The sequence below is a fragment of the Microbacterium halotolerans genome, from assembly GCF_003569805.1.
Classification (GTDB): Bacteria; Actinomycetota; Actinomycetes; order Actinomycetales; family Microbacteriaceae; genus Microbacterium; species Microbacterium halotolerans.
This window is the reverse complement of record NZ_KZ984051.1, coordinates 56,396-73,129: the sequence shown is the minus strand read 5'-3', so window position 1 is coordinate 73,129 and position 16,734 is coordinate 56,396. Positions and strand designations below refer to the sequence as shown.

Annotated in this window: 15 protein-coding genes; 11 read left to right on the top strand and 4 right to left on the bottom strand. The window is 70.6% G+C overall.

Translation table 11 applies throughout. The features are described from left to right. Positions 1-9: 9 nt before the first annotated feature. Entirely contained in the window at positions 10-1,167 is a 1,158-nt protein-coding gene (locus tag DZG09_RS00340; protein WP_119695777.1) for an acyl-CoA dehydrogenase family protein, read from the bottom strand. After that, positions 1,164-2,504 carry an aminotransferase class III-fold pyridoxal phosphate-dependent enzyme gene (locus DZG09_RS00335; protein ID WP_119695776.1) on the bottom strand — a complete coding sequence of 447 codons (1,341 nt, stop codon included), beginning with the start codon at positions 2,502-2,504 and terminating at the stop codon, positions 1,164-1,166. The genes DZG09_RS00340 and DZG09_RS00335 overlap by 4 nt, the downstream gene beginning before the upstream one ends. 101 nt (positions 2,505-2,605) lie before the next feature. Here DZG09_RS00335 and DZG09_RS00330 point away from each other — a divergent pair, with 101 nt between their 5' ends. Beyond that, a complete protein-coding gene (locus DZG09_RS00330; RefSeq protein WP_205529014.1) occupies positions 2,606-3,736 on the top strand; it encodes a PucR family transcriptional regulator in 1,131 nt (376 codons plus the stop codon). A gap of 27 nt (positions 3,737-3,763) precedes the next feature. Here DZG09_RS00330 and DZG09_RS00325 read toward each other — a convergent pair whose 3' ends face one another. Both DZG09_RS00325 and DZG09_RS00320 read right to left on the bottom strand, forming a co-directional pair. Next, entirely contained in the window at positions 3,764-4,915 is a 1,152-nt protein-coding gene (locus DZG09_RS00325) for a CaiB/BaiF CoA transferase family protein (protein ID WP_119695775.1), read from the bottom strand. Continuing rightward, positions 4,912-5,919, bottom strand: a complete 1,008-nt coding sequence (locus tag DZG09_RS00320) for a LacI family DNA-binding transcriptional regulator (RefSeq protein ID WP_162893057.1) — start codon at positions 5,917-5,919, stop codon at positions 4,912-4,914. Before DZG09_RS00320 ends, DZG09_RS00325 begins: the two co-directional genes overlap by 4 nt. 162 nt (positions 5,920-6,081) lie before the next feature. Here DZG09_RS00320 and DZG09_RS00315 point away from each other — a divergent pair, with 162 nt between their 5' ends. The 10 genes from DZG09_RS00315 (at position 6,082) to DZG09_RS00270 (ending at position 16,734) form a co-directional block, all read left to right on the top strand. Beyond that, positions 6,082-8,085, top strand: a complete 2,004-nt coding sequence (locus DZG09_RS00315; protein WP_119695773.1) for a primary-amine oxidase — start codon at positions 6,082-6,084, stop codon at positions 8,083-8,085. Between the two features lie 137 nt (positions 8,086-8,222). Beyond that, complete coding sequence (locus DZG09_RS00310) at positions 8,223-9,833, top strand: ABC transporter substrate-binding protein (RefSeq protein WP_119695772.1); 1,611 nt, start codon at positions 8,223-8,225, stop codon at positions 9,831-9,833. 23 nt (positions 9,834-9,856) lie between these two features. Beyond that, positions 9,857-10,816: an ABC transporter permease gene (locus DZG09_RS00305; protein ID WP_119695771.1), complete on the top strand. Its 960-nt coding sequence runs from the start codon at positions 9,857-9,859 to the stop codon at positions 10,814-10,816. Further along, positions 10,816-11,691: an ABC transporter permease gene (locus tag DZG09_RS00300; protein ID WP_240423562.1), complete on the top strand. Its 876-nt coding sequence runs from the start codon at positions 10,816-10,818 to the stop codon at positions 11,689-11,691. Before DZG09_RS00305 ends, DZG09_RS00300 begins: the two co-directional genes overlap by 1 nt. Further along, the gene (locus tag DZG09_RS00295; protein ID WP_119695770.1) at positions 11,688-12,707 is read left to right on the top strand and encodes an ABC transporter ATP-binding protein; all 1,020 of its coding nucleotides are present in this window, start codon (positions 11,688-11,690) and stop codon (positions 12,705-12,707) included. The genes DZG09_RS00300 and DZG09_RS00295 overlap by 4 nt, the downstream gene beginning before the upstream one ends. Then, on the top strand, positions 12,704-13,459 hold the full coding sequence (locus DZG09_RS00290) for an ATP-binding cassette domain-containing protein (RefSeq protein ID WP_119695769.1): 756 nt from the start codon (positions 12,704-12,706) through the stop codon (positions 13,457-13,459). The genes DZG09_RS00295 and DZG09_RS00290 overlap by 4 nt, the downstream gene beginning before the upstream one ends. Beyond that, a complete protein-coding gene (locus DZG09_RS00285; RefSeq protein WP_240423560.1) occupies positions 13,456-14,466 on the top strand; it encodes a P1 family peptidase in 1,011 nt (336 codons plus the stop codon). The genes DZG09_RS00290 and DZG09_RS00285 overlap by 4 nt, the downstream gene beginning before the upstream one ends. 3 nt (positions 14,467-14,469) lie before the next feature. After that, positions 14,470-15,141, top strand: coding sequence for an FMN-binding negative transcriptional regulator (locus DZG09_RS00280; protein ID WP_119695767.1), 672 nt, complete (start codon positions 14,470-14,472; stop codon positions 15,139-15,141). After that, a complete protein-coding gene (locus DZG09_RS00275) occupies positions 15,138-16,193 on the top strand; it encodes a C45 family autoproteolytic acyltransferase/hydrolase (RefSeq protein WP_119695766.1) in 1,056 nt (351 codons plus the stop codon). The genes DZG09_RS00280 and DZG09_RS00275 overlap by 4 nt, the downstream gene beginning before the upstream one ends. Position 16,194: 1 nt before the next feature. After that, a complete protein-coding gene (locus DZG09_RS00270) occupies positions 16,195-16,734 on the top strand; it encodes a hypothetical protein (protein ID WP_119695765.1) in 540 nt (179 codons plus the stop codon).

The window sequence follows — 16,734 nt, the reverse complement described above, 5'->3', positions numbered from 1 at the left end:
TGGGGTGGATCAGCGGAACGCCTCGAGGCCGGTGATGTGCCGACCGAGCACGAGGGTGTGCACTTCGTCGGTGCCCTCGTAGGTGCGCACCGATTCGAGGTTGTTGGCGTGGCGCAGCGGCGAGTACTCGGCTGAGATGCCGTTGCCGCCGAGGATCGTGCGGGCCTGACGGGCGACGTCGATCGCGTCGCGGGTGTTGGAGAGCTTGCCGACGGAGATGTGGTGCGACTGGAGTCGGCCGGCCTCTTTGAGCCGGCCGAGCCGCAGCGCCACGAGCTGGCCGTGCGTGATCTTCACGGCCATGTCCGCCAGCTTCGCCTGCGTCAGCTGGAACGACGCGATCGGGCGGTTGAACTGCATCCGGCCCTGTGCGTAGGTCAGTGCGGTGAGGTAGCTGTCGCGCGCGGCGCCGAGCACGCCCCACGCGATGCCGTAGCGCGCCTCGTTGAGGCAGGAGAACGGTCCGCGCAGCCCGCGCGCCTCCGGCAGCATCGCCGACTCGGGAAGCCTGACATCGCTCATCCGGATCTCGCACTGCACGGAGGCGCGCATCGACATCTTCGGCTCGATCGGCGTCGCGGTGAAGCCGGCCGCGTCCGTCGGCACGACGAAGCCGCGCACGCCGTCGTCGGTCTGCGCCCAGATGACGGCGATGCCGGCGATGCTGGCGAGGCCGATCCAGCGCTTGGAGCCGTTCAGCACCCAGTCGTCGCCGTCGCGCCGCGCGAAGGTCGTCATGCTGCCGGGGTCGCTCCCCGCATTCGGTTCGGTCAGACCGAAGCAGCCGATCAGCTCGCCGGCGGCCATCCGGGGCAGCAGTTCCGATTTCTGATCCTCGGAGCCGAACTTGTGGATCGCGCTCATCGCCAGCGAGCCCTGCACCGATACGGCCGTGCGCAGACCCGAGTCGCCGGCTTCGAGCTCCATCGCCGCGAGGCCGTACTCGACGGCGCCGCGGCCTGGGCAGCCGTAGCCGTCGTAGATCATGCCGAGCGCACCGAGTCGCCCCAGCTCCGGCATGATCTCGGCGGGGAAGTGCGCCTTCTCGTACCATTCTGGAATCGACGGGCGGATGTCGTCGACGAACGACCGGATGGCTTTGCGCGTGGAGCGCTCGGCATCGGTGAGCTGATCGTCGAGATCGAGCAGGTCGGCTGGTCCGGTCATGCTGCGGCCTCCTTGATGGTGGTGACGAGGATGTCGACGCCGCGTGCGACCAGCTCCGGCTCCGCGATGAGCGGAGGAAGCAGCCGGATGACGTTGCCGTGCGTTCCCGTCGTCAGGGTGAGCACGCCAGCCGCGTGGCAGGCGCGGGAGATCGCCGAGGTGAGCTCTGGCAGCGGCGCGAGGTCGGCATCGGCGAACTCGATCGCGAGCATGGCACCGCGGCCGCGGACGTCGGCGACGACGTCGACCTCGTCGACGAGCGGATCCAGCCGCTCGCGCACCGCCTGCTCGATGCGGGCGACGTTCCGCAGCGTCTCGGGGTCGTCGAGCACCTCGAACACGGCGAGAGCGGCCTCGCATGCGACGGGGTTGCCAGCGTAGGTGCCGCCGAGGCCTCCGGTGTGCACGGCGTTCATGATGTCGCTTCTCCCGGTCACGGCCGAGATCGGCATTCCGCCGCCGAGTGCCTTGGCGGTCAGCGTCAGATCGCCCGCGACGCCGTCGTGCTCACTCGCGAACAGCCGCCCGGTGCGGCCGAGCCCCGCCTGGATCTCGTCGACGACGAACACGATCCCGTGGGCGCGCGCGAGGTCGGCGAGCCCGGCGAGGAAGCCCGGCTGCGGCACGTTGAACCCGCCCTCGCCCTGGACCGGCTCGACGACGAGCGCCGCGAACGACTCGGGGCCGTGCGCCTGCAGCACGCGTTCGACCTCCGCAAGAGCTGCCGCGGTGTCGAGGCCGCTGCGCAGCGCGTTGCCGTTGGTCGCGCGCACCACCACGTCATCTGGCAGCGGGCCGAACCCCGAACGGTACGGGTGCTCCTTCGCCGTCATCGCCATCGTCAGCAGCGAGCGGCCGTGGTACGCCTCGTCGAGCACGAGCACTCCGGGGCGCCCGGTGTGCTTCCTGGCGATCTTCACGGCGTTCTCGACGGCCTCGGCGCCGGTCGAGAAGAGCGCGGTGCGCTTGTCCCACTCGCCGGGAACCCGCGCGTTCAGCCACTCCGCCACTCGCACGAACGACTCGTACTCGGTGACCATGAAGCAGGTGTGCGTGAAGCGCGCGGCCTGCTGTGCGATGCGCTCGGCCACACGGGGGTGCGCGGCGCCGATGCTCGTCACGGCGATGCCGCTGGCGAGGTCGATGAACCTGTTGCCGTCGACGTCCACGAGCACTGCGCCCTCGGCATGGTCGACGAACACCGGCAGCACTGTGCCGAAGCCGCTCGACACGGCGCTCTCGCGCTCAGCGTGCAGAGCACGAGAACGCGGACCGGGTATCTCGGTGACGACGGAGGGGGCGGCGAGGCGCGCGGCATCGGGAGGAGCGAACGTCATGCCGCCACGCTATGCGCGGTGCATCGCGTCCGGAATGGATAGAACATCCCAAACCGTGAGGAATATGGATATTACATCCTGTCTTAGGACAGAATGACCGGATGGTGTCCCTCGCGCAGCTCGTGACGGAGGCGGGCAGCGCGCTGCTCCCCGTCGATCCGCTTCCGCTTCCCTCCCCGCAGGTCAGGGGAGTGCACGTCTCGGAGCTGGTCGATCCGACGACGTTCCTCGACGGCGGCGAGCTCGTGCTCACCACGGGCGTGCCGTTCACCGTGCACGGCGAGCGGCCGGCCCCGTACGTCGATCGTCTTGCGCGGATCGACGCGGCCGGGATCGTGGTGGGGCTCGGGCAGGGCATCGACGAGGCATCGGACGGTCTGCGCGAGGCCTGCCGACGTGCAGGCGTGCCACTGCTGGTGGTCCCGCCCGAGGAACCGTTCCAGCGGGTGACGCGCGCGTACTGGTCGCTCGTCGCCGGAACCGACCGCACGGCCGCGGTGCAGTCGCTGAGCGCCCAGTCGCGGATCGTGCGGGCGATCGCTGCGGACGATCCGGCGGCGCAGATCGTGCGGATCGTGGCACAGGCGCTGGGCGGCTGGGCCGCTTTCCTCCCGCACGACGACGCGGCGGAGCCGACCGGATGGCCCGCATCGCGCTCGGGGCTGCTGCCCGCGGTGCGCACGGAGGCGCGACGACTGTTCGCCGGCACCGAGCTCGCAGCTGCGACGTTCGGGGTCAGCGGTCACGACGTCGTCGCGTACCCCGTCGTGCAGGCAGGCGCGCTCGCCGTCGGCGCGGGACGACCGCTCTCCGCTGAGGACCGACTGCTCGTCGTGACGGCGCAGGCGGCGCTCGAAACGGCGCTCGCCGGTCGAGAAGAGGTCGAACCGGATGCCGGACGGGGCATCGACGAGGTGATCGCCGACCTCGTCGGGGCCGGCCACATCGAGGCGGCCGGCTTCGTCGCCCGCAGACGCCGCCAGCGTCCGCCCGTCGACGCGGAGCACGTCACGCGCTGGGTGGACGATCTCGCGGTGGCCCGCGGTCCGCTCATCGACACGGTCGCCGAGCACCTCAGGGGCGGGCAGAGCTGGGAGCAGACCGCGCGGTCGCTCGGCGTGCACCGGAACACCGTGCGATCGCGGATCGCGCACGCGGAGGAGATCATCGGGCGCCCGCTGCCCGATCCCGACGTGTCCGCATCGCTCTGGCTCGCGCTGCGCGAGATGTGACGATCGCAGGTGCTCCTGCCGCGCCGATCAGACTCTGTCGAGCCACGCCCTGACGTCGTCGCCGTGCTCGTCCAGGCGCGGCGAGGCCTTCGCGGGAGGCTCGAACCGCGGCTGCCACAGCACCGGATGGCGCACCTGTCTGCCGTGCGACGCGCCGTCGGCACCGGTGACCTCGATGGTCGGATCGAGGCCGAGCCGCTCGGCGTAGGCGATTCCATCTGCGATATCGCCCGCCTGGCCGGCCGGAACTCCTGCCGCGCTCAGCGTCGCCTGCCAGTGCGCGGCCGTCTCGCGTGCCAGGGCGTCCTCGAGCGCCTCGCGCAGCTCACCCCGGTGCGCCACGCGCAGGGCGTTGGTGCGGAAGCGGTCGTCGTCCGCGAGCTGCGGTGCGCCGATCGCGACCGCCAGCTTCGCGAACTGGCGGTCGTTCCCGCACGCGACGGCGAGCGGGCCGTCGGCGCAGCGCAGCAGCTCGTAAGGGGCGATCGACGGATGCACGTTCCCGAGCCGCGATGGGGAGGCGCCTGCGCCGAGATGAGCCGATGCCTGATTCGCCAGCGCCCCCTGCAGGCTGCTCAGCAGCGAGATCTCCAGCCTGGCACCGGAGCCGTCGCGCTCGCGGCGGCGCAGCGCGGCGAGGATGCCGATCGTCGCGTCCTTGCCCGTCAGCACGTCGACCACGGCGACGCCGGCCTTCATCGGGTCGCCCTCCGGCTCGCCCGTGATGTGCATCAGCCCGCCGAGCGCCTGCACCACGAAGTCGTACCCGGCCAGGCGAGCGCCGCCGGCCGAACCGAAGCCCGTGATCGAGGCGTACACGATCGACGGGTTGGCGCCTGAGACGTCGTCGTAGCCCAGCCCCATCCGGTCCATCGTGCCGGGGAGGAAGTTCTCGATGACGACGTCGGCTCGTGCGGCCAGCCTCCTCGCCCGCTCGAGATCGTATTCGTCCTTCAGATCGAGCGCGACCGACTCCTTGTTCCGATTGACGCCCTCGAAGTACGTTGCCGCGTGCTCGCTGTACGGCGGTCCCCACGCACGGGTGTCGTCCCCGGCGCCGGGGCGTTCGACCTTGATCACGCGCGCCCCCAGATCCGCGAGCGTCATCGTGGCCAGCGGCCCGGCGAGCACGCGCGAGAAATCGGCGACCAGGATGCCTTCGAGGGGTGCCGAGGTCATCGCGCCACCGCCTCCTGCGTCGACGCCCGTCCGACGACGGCGATCGGGTGCTCCCGCTCGACCGGCGCCTCAGCCTTCCCGCCGATGAGATCGAGGATCAGCTCTGCCGCGGCCACGCCCGCGGCGTGCGGGCGCAGATCGACCGCCGTGACGGGCGGCTCGACGAACTGCAGCGCCGGATAGTCCACGCACGACGCCACGGCGATGTCGCGACCGGCGACGAGGCCGGAGCGGTTGAGCACGGACAGCACCTCCACGGCGCCGCCGTCCGGGCCGACGACGACCGCATCGACATCCGGATGATCGGCGAGCAGCCGCTCGGTCGTCTCGCGCACCTGATGGGACGGCGCCTCGAACGAGGTGTACCGGATGATCGGCTCGACGCCGCGCGCCGTGCAGCCTTCGCGGAACGCGTGCGCGAGCGACGCCGACCAGTCGGTGTCGTCGGCTGCGACGATCAGGGCGGGGCGGGCGAACCTGGTGCCGTCGAGGTGCGCCATCAGCTGGGTCATCGCCGCCGCGTGATCCGAGTAGACCACGCCATCCGGCTTCGGACCCTCGAGCACATGCTCCGTCGTGACGACCGGCGTCGGTTCGGCGATCAGCTGCTCCGCAACCGGGTCGCCCCTGCGGGGGTCGGCGATGATGATGCCGTCCGCGCGCAGGCGTCGCGGTCGCTGCTGCCCCTGCGGGCGCGTCACGACCGTGACGTCGTAGTCGGCGCGCGCCGCGGCGCTGATCACGCCGAAGGCGAAGGTCATGTAGTACGCGGACCGCGCCGACACCTCGGGCAGGATGATCGCCAGCGTCCCCGTCGCCGAATGCCTCAGGTGCTGAGCCGCCGTGTTCGGCGCATAGCCGAGATCTGACGCGGCCGTGAGCACCGCGTCCCTGGTGGCCTCCGAGATGCGGCCGCGGCCGGACAGGGCGTCGGACGCCGTCGTCTTTCCGACGCCGGCGCGCTTGGCGACGTCGATGAGTGTTGGTCGTCCGGAATCGCGCATGGGGGCGATTCTTGCACACCGGATCGGCGGGATCGTCCTGGCGGAACGCGCGAACATCGCGTAGCATCCCCACCATGCCGGAACGTTCCGGCATTTATGGGCTCGCATCGATCGACGAACCGATCGGCGCGAGAGACGACGGATCACTGCGGATGGAGCGACATGGCCTGCAACTGTGCGACCACGAGATCGGCGGGTGTGATCGGAGACGAGCGCACCCCCTTCGCGTCACTGAGCAGGCTCGAGGTCGAACGCGTCGGCGAGATCCTCCGCGCGGAGGGCGTGCTGAACGACGAGCGCCGGATCGCGTATCTCGGCGTCGCAGAGCCCGATCGCCGAGCCGACGCGCTGGCAGGGCGCTGTGCCCTCGCGCAGCTGCTCGACGGGGCGACCGGGCTGGAGGCTGTCGTCGACCTGGGGTCGGGCGCGGTCGTCTCGACGAGGGGCATCGATCCGATCGATGAGGGGCAGGTGCCCCTGCTCAGCGAGGAGCACGTGCTCCTGCGCGAGGTGCTCGGTGCTGACGAGGGCTGGGCGGCTGCGCTGCGCAGGCGCGGCATCGACGACCCGTCGACGGTGGCACTCGCCGGTCTCAGCGCGGGGCGGTACGACAGGCCCGAGCTGGCCGGAAAGCGGCTGGCGCGCGTGCTCGCGCACCACCAGCCGACGCCGGAGTCGATGCCGTGGGCGCATCCGATCGACGGCCTGCTCGCCGTGGTGGACCTCGCCGCGGCCGAGGTGGTCGAGATCGTCGACACGCACCAGCCGGCGATTCCGCAGGAGCACGGCGACTACCACGTCCCGGGCGCCTTCGGTCCCGAGCGCACGACGCAGAAGCCGATCGAGATCACCCAGCCGGAGGGACCGAGCTTCCGGATAGACGGCGATGAGCTGACATGGGAGAAATGGTCGCTGCGTGTCGCGTTCGACATGCGCGAGGGGCTCATCCTGCAGGACATCGGCTTCGAGGACGCCGGCAGGCGGCGTCCGATCCTGAACCGCGCATCGATCGCCGAGATGCTCGTGCCCTACGGCGATCCGGGCCCCGTGCGGTTCTGGCAGAACTACTTCGACACCGGAGAGTACATGCTCGGCCGCCTGGCGAACTCGCTCGAGCTCGGCTGCGACTGCCTCGGCGAGATCGCGTACCTCGACGCGGTGATCCCCGATGCGTCAGGCGGTGTGCGAGAGCTGCGCAACGCCGTGTGCATCCACGAGGAGGACGCCGGCATCCTGTGGAAGCACACCGAGCAGTTCACCGGCACCACCGACGTGCGCCGACAGCGCCGGCTCGTGGTGTCGTTCTTCACCACCGTCGGCAACTACGACTACGGCTTCTACTGGTACCTGTACCTCGACGGCCGCATCGAGTTCGAGGCGAAGGCCACCGGCCTCGTCTTCACCGCCGCGTACGACGAGCGCACCAGCGACTACGCCTCCCAGCTCGCCCCCGGCCTCGCCGCGCCCTACCACCAGCACCTCTTCTGTGCGCGGCTCGACGTCGCCGTCGACGGGGAGCGCGCGAGCGTCGACGAGGTGGACGTGGTGCGCGTGCCGACCGGGCCGGACAACCCGTGGGGGAACGCGATCGCGAATCGTGCCACCCGGCTGCGAACCGAGCAGGAGGGCAGGCGGCACGCCGACGCATCCGTCGACCGCACCTGGCACGTGTCGAACCCCGATGCGCGCAATCGGATGGGCGAGCCCGTCGCGTACGTGCTCCAGCCGGAGGGCAGGCCGGTGCTGCTCGCCGCGGAGGGCTCCGTGATCGCCCAGCGCGCCGCATTCGCCGCCGACCATCTCTGGGTCACCGCGTACCACGCAGACGAGCGCTACCCAGCCGGGGCCATCGTCAATCAGAGCGCGCCGGGCGGCGGTCTGCCCTCCTACATCGCCGACGACGAGGGCATCGACGGTGAGCGGCTCGTGCTGTGGCACACGTTCGGCCTCACCCACTTCCCGCGGCTCGAGGACTGGCCGATCATGCCCGTCGACACGACGGGGTTCAGCTTCGCGCCATACGGGTTCTTCGATCGGAATCCGACGCTCGACGTGCCGGCGACGACCGCGTCGCACGGCGTCTGCGGGTGCGGGACATCCGGGCACGGCGAGGCGGACGGTGCACAGGCGCACGGATGCGGGGCGGGCGGTCATGGCCACGGCTGAAACTGTGAAATCTGTGTTTCGAGATGCTGTGGGGGCTTGTGCCCGGCCCGTTCGGCTTGTACCTTCCCAACAATGCCGGAACGTTCCTGCAACCCGACCGGGGCCGATATGAACCGGCCCATTCCCGAAGGAGCCTCATGAAGAAGCGCGCTTTCCTCGCACTCACCGCGGTCGCGGCCGTCGGCCTCACCGCGTGCGGCGCACCCGCAGATCCCACCGGCGGCGGAGGGTCGGCCGACGAGGTCGAGCCCGGCTACCTCGCCGTGGCCGACGCCGACTTCGCCGCAGGCGGCGAGCTCACCGTGCAGGTCGACTACGACGTCGACGAGGTCGGCGGCCTCGATCCGCAGGCCGCGTCGGCCGCCCGCGGCTGGATGGTCGAGGGCCTGGTCTACGAGACTCTCACCACGATCGACGAGAACCTCGAGGTCCAGCCGGGTCTTGCAGCCTCATGGGATCAGCCGAGCGACACGGAGTACGTCTTCCAGCTCGACACCGAGGCGACGTTCTCGAACGGACGTGACATGACGGTCGACGACGTCGCTGGCAGCCTGCAGCGGCTCATCGACACCCCGACCACGTGGACGGGCCAGCTCGGCCCGATCAGCTCGGTCGAGGCGACGGGCGACGAAGAGGTCACCGTCACGCTGGCCGAGCCGTACACGCCGTTCCTCGCGGCGCTGGCGAACACGCCGGCCGCCGTGCTGCCGATGCAGGAGATCGACGCGGGCGACATCGACGTCGCCGCGGAGATGCTCGGCACCGGCCCGCTCGTGGTGGCCGAGCACCGCCAGGACGAGTACTGGACCTTCGAGCCGAACGAGCACCACCCGGCAGCCGCCGAGCTCGGCTTCTCGGGGCTGCGCCTCGAGGTGGTCGGCGACGAGTCGACCCGCGTGGCCGCGCTGCGCGACGGCAGCGCCGATCTCGCCGTGCTCAACTCCGTCGACTCGGCCGACGCACTGGCCGACGCCTCGGATGTGGCCGTGGTGAACCAGCAGAACACCGACTTCCACTACCTGGTCATGAACTCGATCGCGGGCGACGCAGCTCTGCAGGACGAGGACGTGCGATTCGCGATCAACACCGCGATCGATCGTGACGCGATCAACGAGCTCGTGCTCGGAGGGACGAGCCAGGCGACCGGCGTCACTCCGGCGACGCTGCCCGACGCCTGCGTCGCGGAGGATCTTCCCAGCGCTCAGGCCTCGATCGAGACCGCCAAGGCAGTCATCGACGACCTCGGCGGTCTCGACCTCGACCTCGTCGTGTACGACTCCGAGGCCGTGCTGAGCGACATCGCTCAGGTCATTCAGCAGAATCTCGCCGAGATCGGCGTGACGGTGTCGATCGAGTCCTACGACTACGCGACGTACTCCAGCCTCGTGTACGCCGACCCGTCCGACTTCGACCTCGCGCTGAGCTGGTTCTCCGGCTACGCCGACCCGTCCATGGTCACCACGTGGTGGAATCCGTCGCTGGCCGGCTTCACGAGCGTGTACAACGTCGGCTCCGACGAGACCAGCGCTCTCATCGCCGACGCGGCCCGGACCCCGGCCGGTGCTGAGCGGGCAGACCTCTTCGCCGATCTCTGCGAGAGCGTCGATGCGGAGTCGGAGACGGTGCCGCTCGTGCTGCGTCCCACCGAGATCGGCTACCGCACCGACAGCCTCAGCCCCACGCTCTTCGCCGACGAGGGCTACGGGAACGTGCTGCGCGCGATCACCGAGTACCGCGCGGCCGAGTAGCGCCCACACTTCGGAGCTCTCCTATGACAGTCGTGCTGTGGGCGCTGCGGCGCATCGTCGTCGCGGCCGCGACGGTGCTCGCCGTCGGCGTGCTGATCTTCGCGTCCGTCCGGCTGATGCCCGGCAGCTACGTCGACGTCGCGCTCGGTCCGCTCGCCACCGCCGAGCAGCGTGCGGCGGCGATGACCGAGGCCGGGCTCGACCAGCCCATCGTCGTGCAGTTCGCGCAGTGGATCATGGGCGTGGTCACCGGCGACCTTGGCCGGTCGTTCGTCTCCGACGTCGCCATCGCGGAGGAGTTCGCGCTGCGGCTGCCGGTGACGGCGACCGTCGCGCTCGGTGCCATCGCGCTGACGGTGATCATCGGCATTCCGCTCGGCTTCCTCACCGCGCTGCGTTCCGGCCGCAGGGGCGGAGGCGCAGGCGGGCGCATCGTCAGCGCGCTCGGCATCAGCGTGCCCGACTTCGTGCTGGGCGGTCTGGTCGTCTTCGCCGTGTCGTCGCTGGCGGTCGGCCTCTCCGTCGGCGGCTACCGTTCGTTCGACACGGATCCCGCCGCGTTCGTGAGCTCCCTCGTGCTGCCGACCATCGTGCTCGCGGTGCCGAGCGCGGCCATCACCGCGCGCAACACCCGCGACGCCGTGATGAACGTGCTCGTCGAACCGCACATCGGCGCCGCGGTCGCACGCGGGTCGTCATCGTGGTTCATCGTGCGGCACCACCTCATCCGGAACGCCATGCCTCCCGTGCTCACACTGCTCGCCACGATCACGGCGACGCTGCTGGGCGGCACGGTGATCGTGGAGAGCATCTTCGACGTGCCGGGCATCGGCGCCTACCTGATCACGGCGCTCGGCCGTCGCGACTACGCGATCATCCAGGCCGGCGTGCTGCTCGCCGCCGTGGTGTTCATCGTCGCCAACCTCATCGTCGACCTCGTCGCCGCGGGGCTCGATCCGCGCCTGAGAGGGAGGAGAGCCTGATGTCCGCAGCCCCCGCGACCACAACCGTGATGCCGACCCAGCGGCGCAGGCGGCGACGGCGGGTCGACCTCGTGCTCGTCATCGCGACGGCGGTGCTCGGCCTGTTCGTCGTGCTCTCGGCGCTCGGGTGGTTCACCGACGTCGCCGGTTCGACGACCGACACCGTCGGCGCGCGCTTCGACCGCCCGTCCAACGCGTTCTGGCTCGGCACCGACAACCTCGGTCGGTCGGCGCTGCCCCGTCTGCTCGAGGGGATCGGCACCACGCTGCTGCTGTCGCTGATCGCCGTCGTGTGCTCGGCCGTGGTCAGCACCATCCTCGGCATGCTCGCCGGCTACTTCGCCGGCAGCGTCAGCGAGGTCGTGATGCGCGTGATCGACGTGCTCTACGCCTTCCCCGCGCTGGTGCTGGCGATCCTCGTCTCTGCGCTGATGGGGCCGGGTCGCGTCGCCGCGATCGTCAGCATCACGATCATCACGATCCCGCTGATGACCCGGATGGTCCGGATCACCACGATGCGCGTCGCGCCGAGGGACTTCATGGTCTCGGCGCGGATCAGCGGGGTGTCGGCCCCGCGCATCTTCGCCGAGCACCTGCTGCCCAACATCGCGGGCACCATCGCGGTGCAGGCCAGCTACGCGCTGTCGATCGCGATCCTCGTAGAGGGAGGGCTGAGCTTCCTCGGCTACGGCGTGCAGGTGCCAGGCGCTTCGCTGGGCACACTGGTGCAGGAGGGAATGCAGTACATGACCCAGGCGCCGTGGCTGCTGATGGCGCCGGGGCTGGCGCTGGTGATCTCGATCCTGTGCGTGAACCTCGTCGGCGACAGCCTGCGCGATGCCTTCGAACCCCGAGAGACACGGAGCCTGACATGAGCGCTTCCGAGAACACGCCTCCCGCCCTCGACGCCGACGACGTCGTGGTCGACTTCGACACTCCATCAGGGGTCGTCAGAGCGCTCGACGGTGCGAGCGTCGACATCCGTGCCGGGTCGTCGCTCGCGATCGTGGGCGAGTCCGGATCGGGCAAGTCGACCCTGGCGTCGCTCGTCGCGCGGCTGCAGCCGCGGAACGCCGAGATCTCCCGCGGCACCGTGCGCGTCGACGGTGCCGATGTGACGGCGATGCCGACCGATCGCGTCCGCGAGCTGCGTCGCATCACGGTCGGCATGGTGCCGCAGGACCCGATCGGCTCGCTCGACCCGACGCTGCGGATCGGACGGCAGCTGCGACTCGTGCTCCGCGAAGCGGGCAGCGACCACGACAGAGCGGCGTGCGTCGAACTGCTCGACAGCGTGCGGATCGCCGACCCCGAGAGGGTGCTGCGGCTGTTCCCGCACGAGGTGTCGGGCGGGATGGCGCAGCGGATCGCGATCGCCATCGCGATGTGCCGCGAGCCGCGGATCCTCGTCGCCGACGAGCCGACGGCGGCGCTGGATGCGCAGGTGCGAGAGGAGGTCATCCGGCTCATGTTCGACCGAGCCGCGGCGAGCGGCACGACGATCGTGTGGCTCAGCCACGACCTGCCCAGCGTCGCGCGCTGGTGCGACGAGATCGCGGTGATGTATGCGGGGCGCGTCGTCGAGCGAGGACCTGCCGGAGACGTGCTCGAAGCGCCAGTGCATCCGTACACCAGGGCGCTCGCCGGCGCGGACCCGGCGAACGTGCCGAGGGGTGCTCGCCTCGTCTCGATCGCGGGAACGCCTCCCGTGCTGCGCGAGGCGGCGCACGGATGCGCGTTCGCGCCGAGATGCGACTTCGCCGTCGACGCCTGTCACGTGACACGGCCTCGGCGCGTGACCAGCAAGGGCCGATCCGTGCTGTGCATACGCACCGACGAGCTTCCGGAGCCGGCGCCGCTCGGTGCCCGTCGCGAGGGAGACGCCGCATGAGCGCGCTCGTCGAGCTGGACGAGGTCTCGGTCGAGTTCCGCACCGGATGGGGCGCGAACCGACGCCAGATCACCGCGATGGACCGCGTGACGCTTTCGATCGAGCAGGGCGAGACGCTGGGCCTGGTGGGGGAGTCGGGGTCGGGCAAGACGACGACCGGAGCTGTCGTGCTCGGTCTGCAGCGGGTGACCGGCGGCGCCGTGCGCTTCGACGGCGCACCGCTCGCCCGCAGCCTGCGTTCGCGAGCGGGCCGGATGCAGGCGGTGCAGCAGCACCCGCAGTGGGCGCTCGACCCGCGCCGACGTGTGATCGACTCGGTGCTCGAGCCGCTGCGCGTCGTCTCGCGCGACAAGGACGACGAACAGCGCGCGCTCGCCATGCTCGCCGATGTCGGGCTGCCGGAGTCGTTCGCCTGGCGCCATCCGCATGAGCTGTCCGGCGGTCAGCGCCAGCGGGTCTCGATTGCGCGCGCCCTCGTCACGCGGCCGAAGTTCATCGTCTTCGACGAGGCCGTCAGCGCTCTGGACGTGTCGGTCCAGGCCCAGATCCTCAACCTCATCCGGGATCTGCAGGCCGAGCACGCCTTCTCCTCCCTGTTCATCTCGCACGACCTCGCTGCGGTGCGCTACGTCGCTCATCGCGTTGCAGTCATGCGGCGCGGAGAGGTCGTCGAGGTGGCCGACACCTCCGTCTTCTATGAGAGCCCCTCCCATCCGTATTCGCAGAAGCTGTTCCAGGAGTTGACATCGTGACCCATCGCCTCGCCCCCTACTTCCCCTCATCCGTCGGACGGACCAATCGGGATCTTCCGCTGGTGCCGGCCAACGGAGCGGGCAGGTCGCGCCTCGAGTACGACTTCCCCGGCGTGCTCGTCGGCAGCGCGGAGTACGACGAAGGGCCGACCGGTGCGACCGTGATCTCGGTGCCTGCTGGTGCCAGGACGGCGGTCGATGCCAGGGGAGGGGCGGTCGGGCAGATCGGGTCGTATCCGTTCAACCACGCCATCTGCCTCGCCGGCGGATCCGTCTACGGCCTGGCCGCGGCGACGGGCGTCTCGCACGCGCTGCTGGAGAGCACGGAGGGCCGGGCGTCGTTCGCCGACCTGAAGCTGGTCTCCGGCGCGATCATCTACGACCTCGCCGTGCGCGACAACGCGATCTGTCCCGACACAGAGCTCGGCCGGGCGGCTCTGGAGAACGCGGAGCCGGCCGTGCGGATCGGCCGCGTCGGCGCCGGCGCGACGGCGTCCGCCGGCAAGATCGAGTACTCGCGTGCGGAGTTCACCGGCCAGGGCGCGGCGTTCCGCCAGGTCGGCGACGTGAAGGTGCTCGCCGTGACCGTCGTCAACCCCGTCGGAGTCGTCGTCGACCGCGACGGCACGATCATCCGGGGCGATTACGACGAGTCCAGCGGCGAGCGGCACCATCCCAACGAGCACTACGAGGCGGCCATAGCCGAGGGCGGTCTGCCCGACACCGCGGCTGGCAACACGACCGTCACCGCCGTGATCACCAACGTCGCACTCGGCGACGTGGAGCTGAACCAGCTCGCCAAGCAGGTGCACAGCTCGATGCACCGCGGCATCCAGCCGTTCCACACCTCGCTCGACGGCGACACGCTCTTCGCGCTCACCACCGACGAGGTCGAGCTTCCCGTTTCGCCTGAGACGAAGCACGGGCGCCTGTCGCTGAACGCCACAGCGATCGGCGCACTCGCGAGCGAGGTCGTCTGGGACGCGATCGTAGAGGCGGGACGGTAGACGGTGCACGAGTTCGCGAAGTACCCCGCTCCCTCCGGCCAGGACGTCGTCGAACTGGTGCGCAGGCATCCGTTCGCCATGATCGTGACCTCGCCGCCCGGCGAGGCGCCGGTGGCGACGCACGCACCCGTGGTGATCCCCTCGGACGCCGCCCCCGCCGACACGCTCGTGGGCACCACCCTGCTCGGCCACATCGCGAGGGCGAACCCGCAGTGGCAGAGCATCGATGAGTCGATTCCCGCACTGCTGGTGTTCTCCGGCCCGCACGGCTACGTGTCGCCGACGAGCTACGCCTCCGATCCGTCAGTGCCGACGTGGGACTACGCGGCCGTGCACCTCACGGTGCGCGTGGAGGTGCTCGAGGGCGCGGACGACTGCATGCGCATCGTGCGCGAGACGGTGCGTGCCGCGGAGGACCTGATGCCGACCAGATGGGACGACGAAGGCTCGGTGCCGACCTTCGAGAGGATCGTGAACGGCGTCGTCGGCTTCCGCCTCACCGTCATCGACGAGAAGGCGGTGTTCAAGGTGAGCCAGGACAAACCGGATGACGTGCGAGAGCGCGTCGCACGCGACGCCAGGGAGCGCGGGGACGCATACGGCGATCTCGGATCGCTCGTGGAATCGAGGGGGCGCATGGTCTGCCCCGTCACGGGTGCGGAGGTGAGCGCATGATCCGGCGGTGGCGTGCCGAGAGCACTGACGCCGCTGAGCGCGGGCGTGCGTACGGGCGTGCGTGGCGCGCCGAGCTGCGGGTCTCGCTCGCGGAGTACTCCGAGCTGTTCGACCGGCTCGCGTTCGCCCCGGATGCCGTCTCCCGCGTCGTCGACGGCGCGCTCGCGCAGACGGCTGAGCACGCACCCGGTGTGCTCGACGAGCTCGTCGGCGTCGCCGATGGCGCCGAGATGACGATCGCAGAGATCATGACGCTCAATGCGCGCACCGAGGTGCTCGCGCTGCAGAAGCCGGAGGGCGGGGAGTGCTCCACCGCCGTGTTCCTTCCGGCCGACGGCCCGCCGCGGACGATCCAGACCTGGGACTGGCTCGACGCGCTGTCGGCCGACAACCTGGTGCGCTCGCACATCGCATCCGACGGGCGCAGGGTGGTGACGTTCGCCGAGTTCGGGCAGGCCGCGAAGATCGGCGTGAACTCCCGCGGCCTCGGCGCACACTTCAACATCCTGCACCACGCGTCGGATGGCGCAGGTGCGGGGCTGCCCGTGCACATCCTGGCTCGGAGGATCCTCGACGAGGCGTCGACCGTCGACGAGGCCGTGGCGATCGCCGAGGCGGTGCCCCTGTCGGCGTCGACCGTGATCACGCTGGTCACCCGCGACCGGGCCGTCTGCGTCGAGCTCGCGCCCTCGGGCATCGCCGTGATCGACGCCGTGCCCGGTCAGCTGCTGGCGCATACGAACCACTTCATCGACGATGGCCTGTCGGCCGGGGAGGTGACGGTCTACGCCAGCACCACGGCGGAGCGCCTCGCGTGCCTCACCGACCACGCCGACAAGATCGCGGTGCCGACGGGTCTGGAGCGCGCGCTCGCGCTCGGTGCCGTCCCCGACGCTCCCATCTCGATGCGGCCGAGGCCGGAGTCGCCGCGGCATCTGCAGTGGGCGTCCAAGGCGACGATCACCATCGACGTGGCGGAACCAGCGATCGAGCTGCACGAGGGCGGCCCGGCCGAGGTCACCAGCGAGGGCTGGCGTCGCATCGAGGCGTGAGATGAGCGACGCCCTTCATCTCGCCGCGCTCGTCCTCGCCGCGGCCGGAACGTGCGGACTCGTCGCGGCGGTCGAGCGTCGTCGCGGGCGTCGCCTGGTGTGGGCAGGGAGCGTGGTGGCCTCGCTCATCATGATCGGTGCCATGTCCGACATCGTCTTCGGGCTCGGCATCGCGCATCCCGTCGCGTGGGCGGTCGCACTGCTGGCAGGCTCGGTCGCCGTCGCCGTGGGAGAGCGGGCGATGCTCGGGCGCGCCGATGCCGGGCGGGGCCCAGCGGTGCACACGGCGATCGGCGGCCTCGTCGTGATCCCGCTCGTGCTCGCAATGGGGGAGTACCAGGGCGCGCAGGACGCCGCGCGCGCGGGCGCAGCCGTGCATGCCCACGGATCGAGCGGTGCGCTGCTCCTGCTGCCCGCCGCGGCTTTCGTCGCCTGGTCCGCCGTGCTGCTCGCCCGTGCGGGACGCCCGGCGCGCGAGCGCATCCAGCACGGCGCGATGGGAGCATCGACCATGCTGATGGCACTGGCGGCGCTCGGGTGA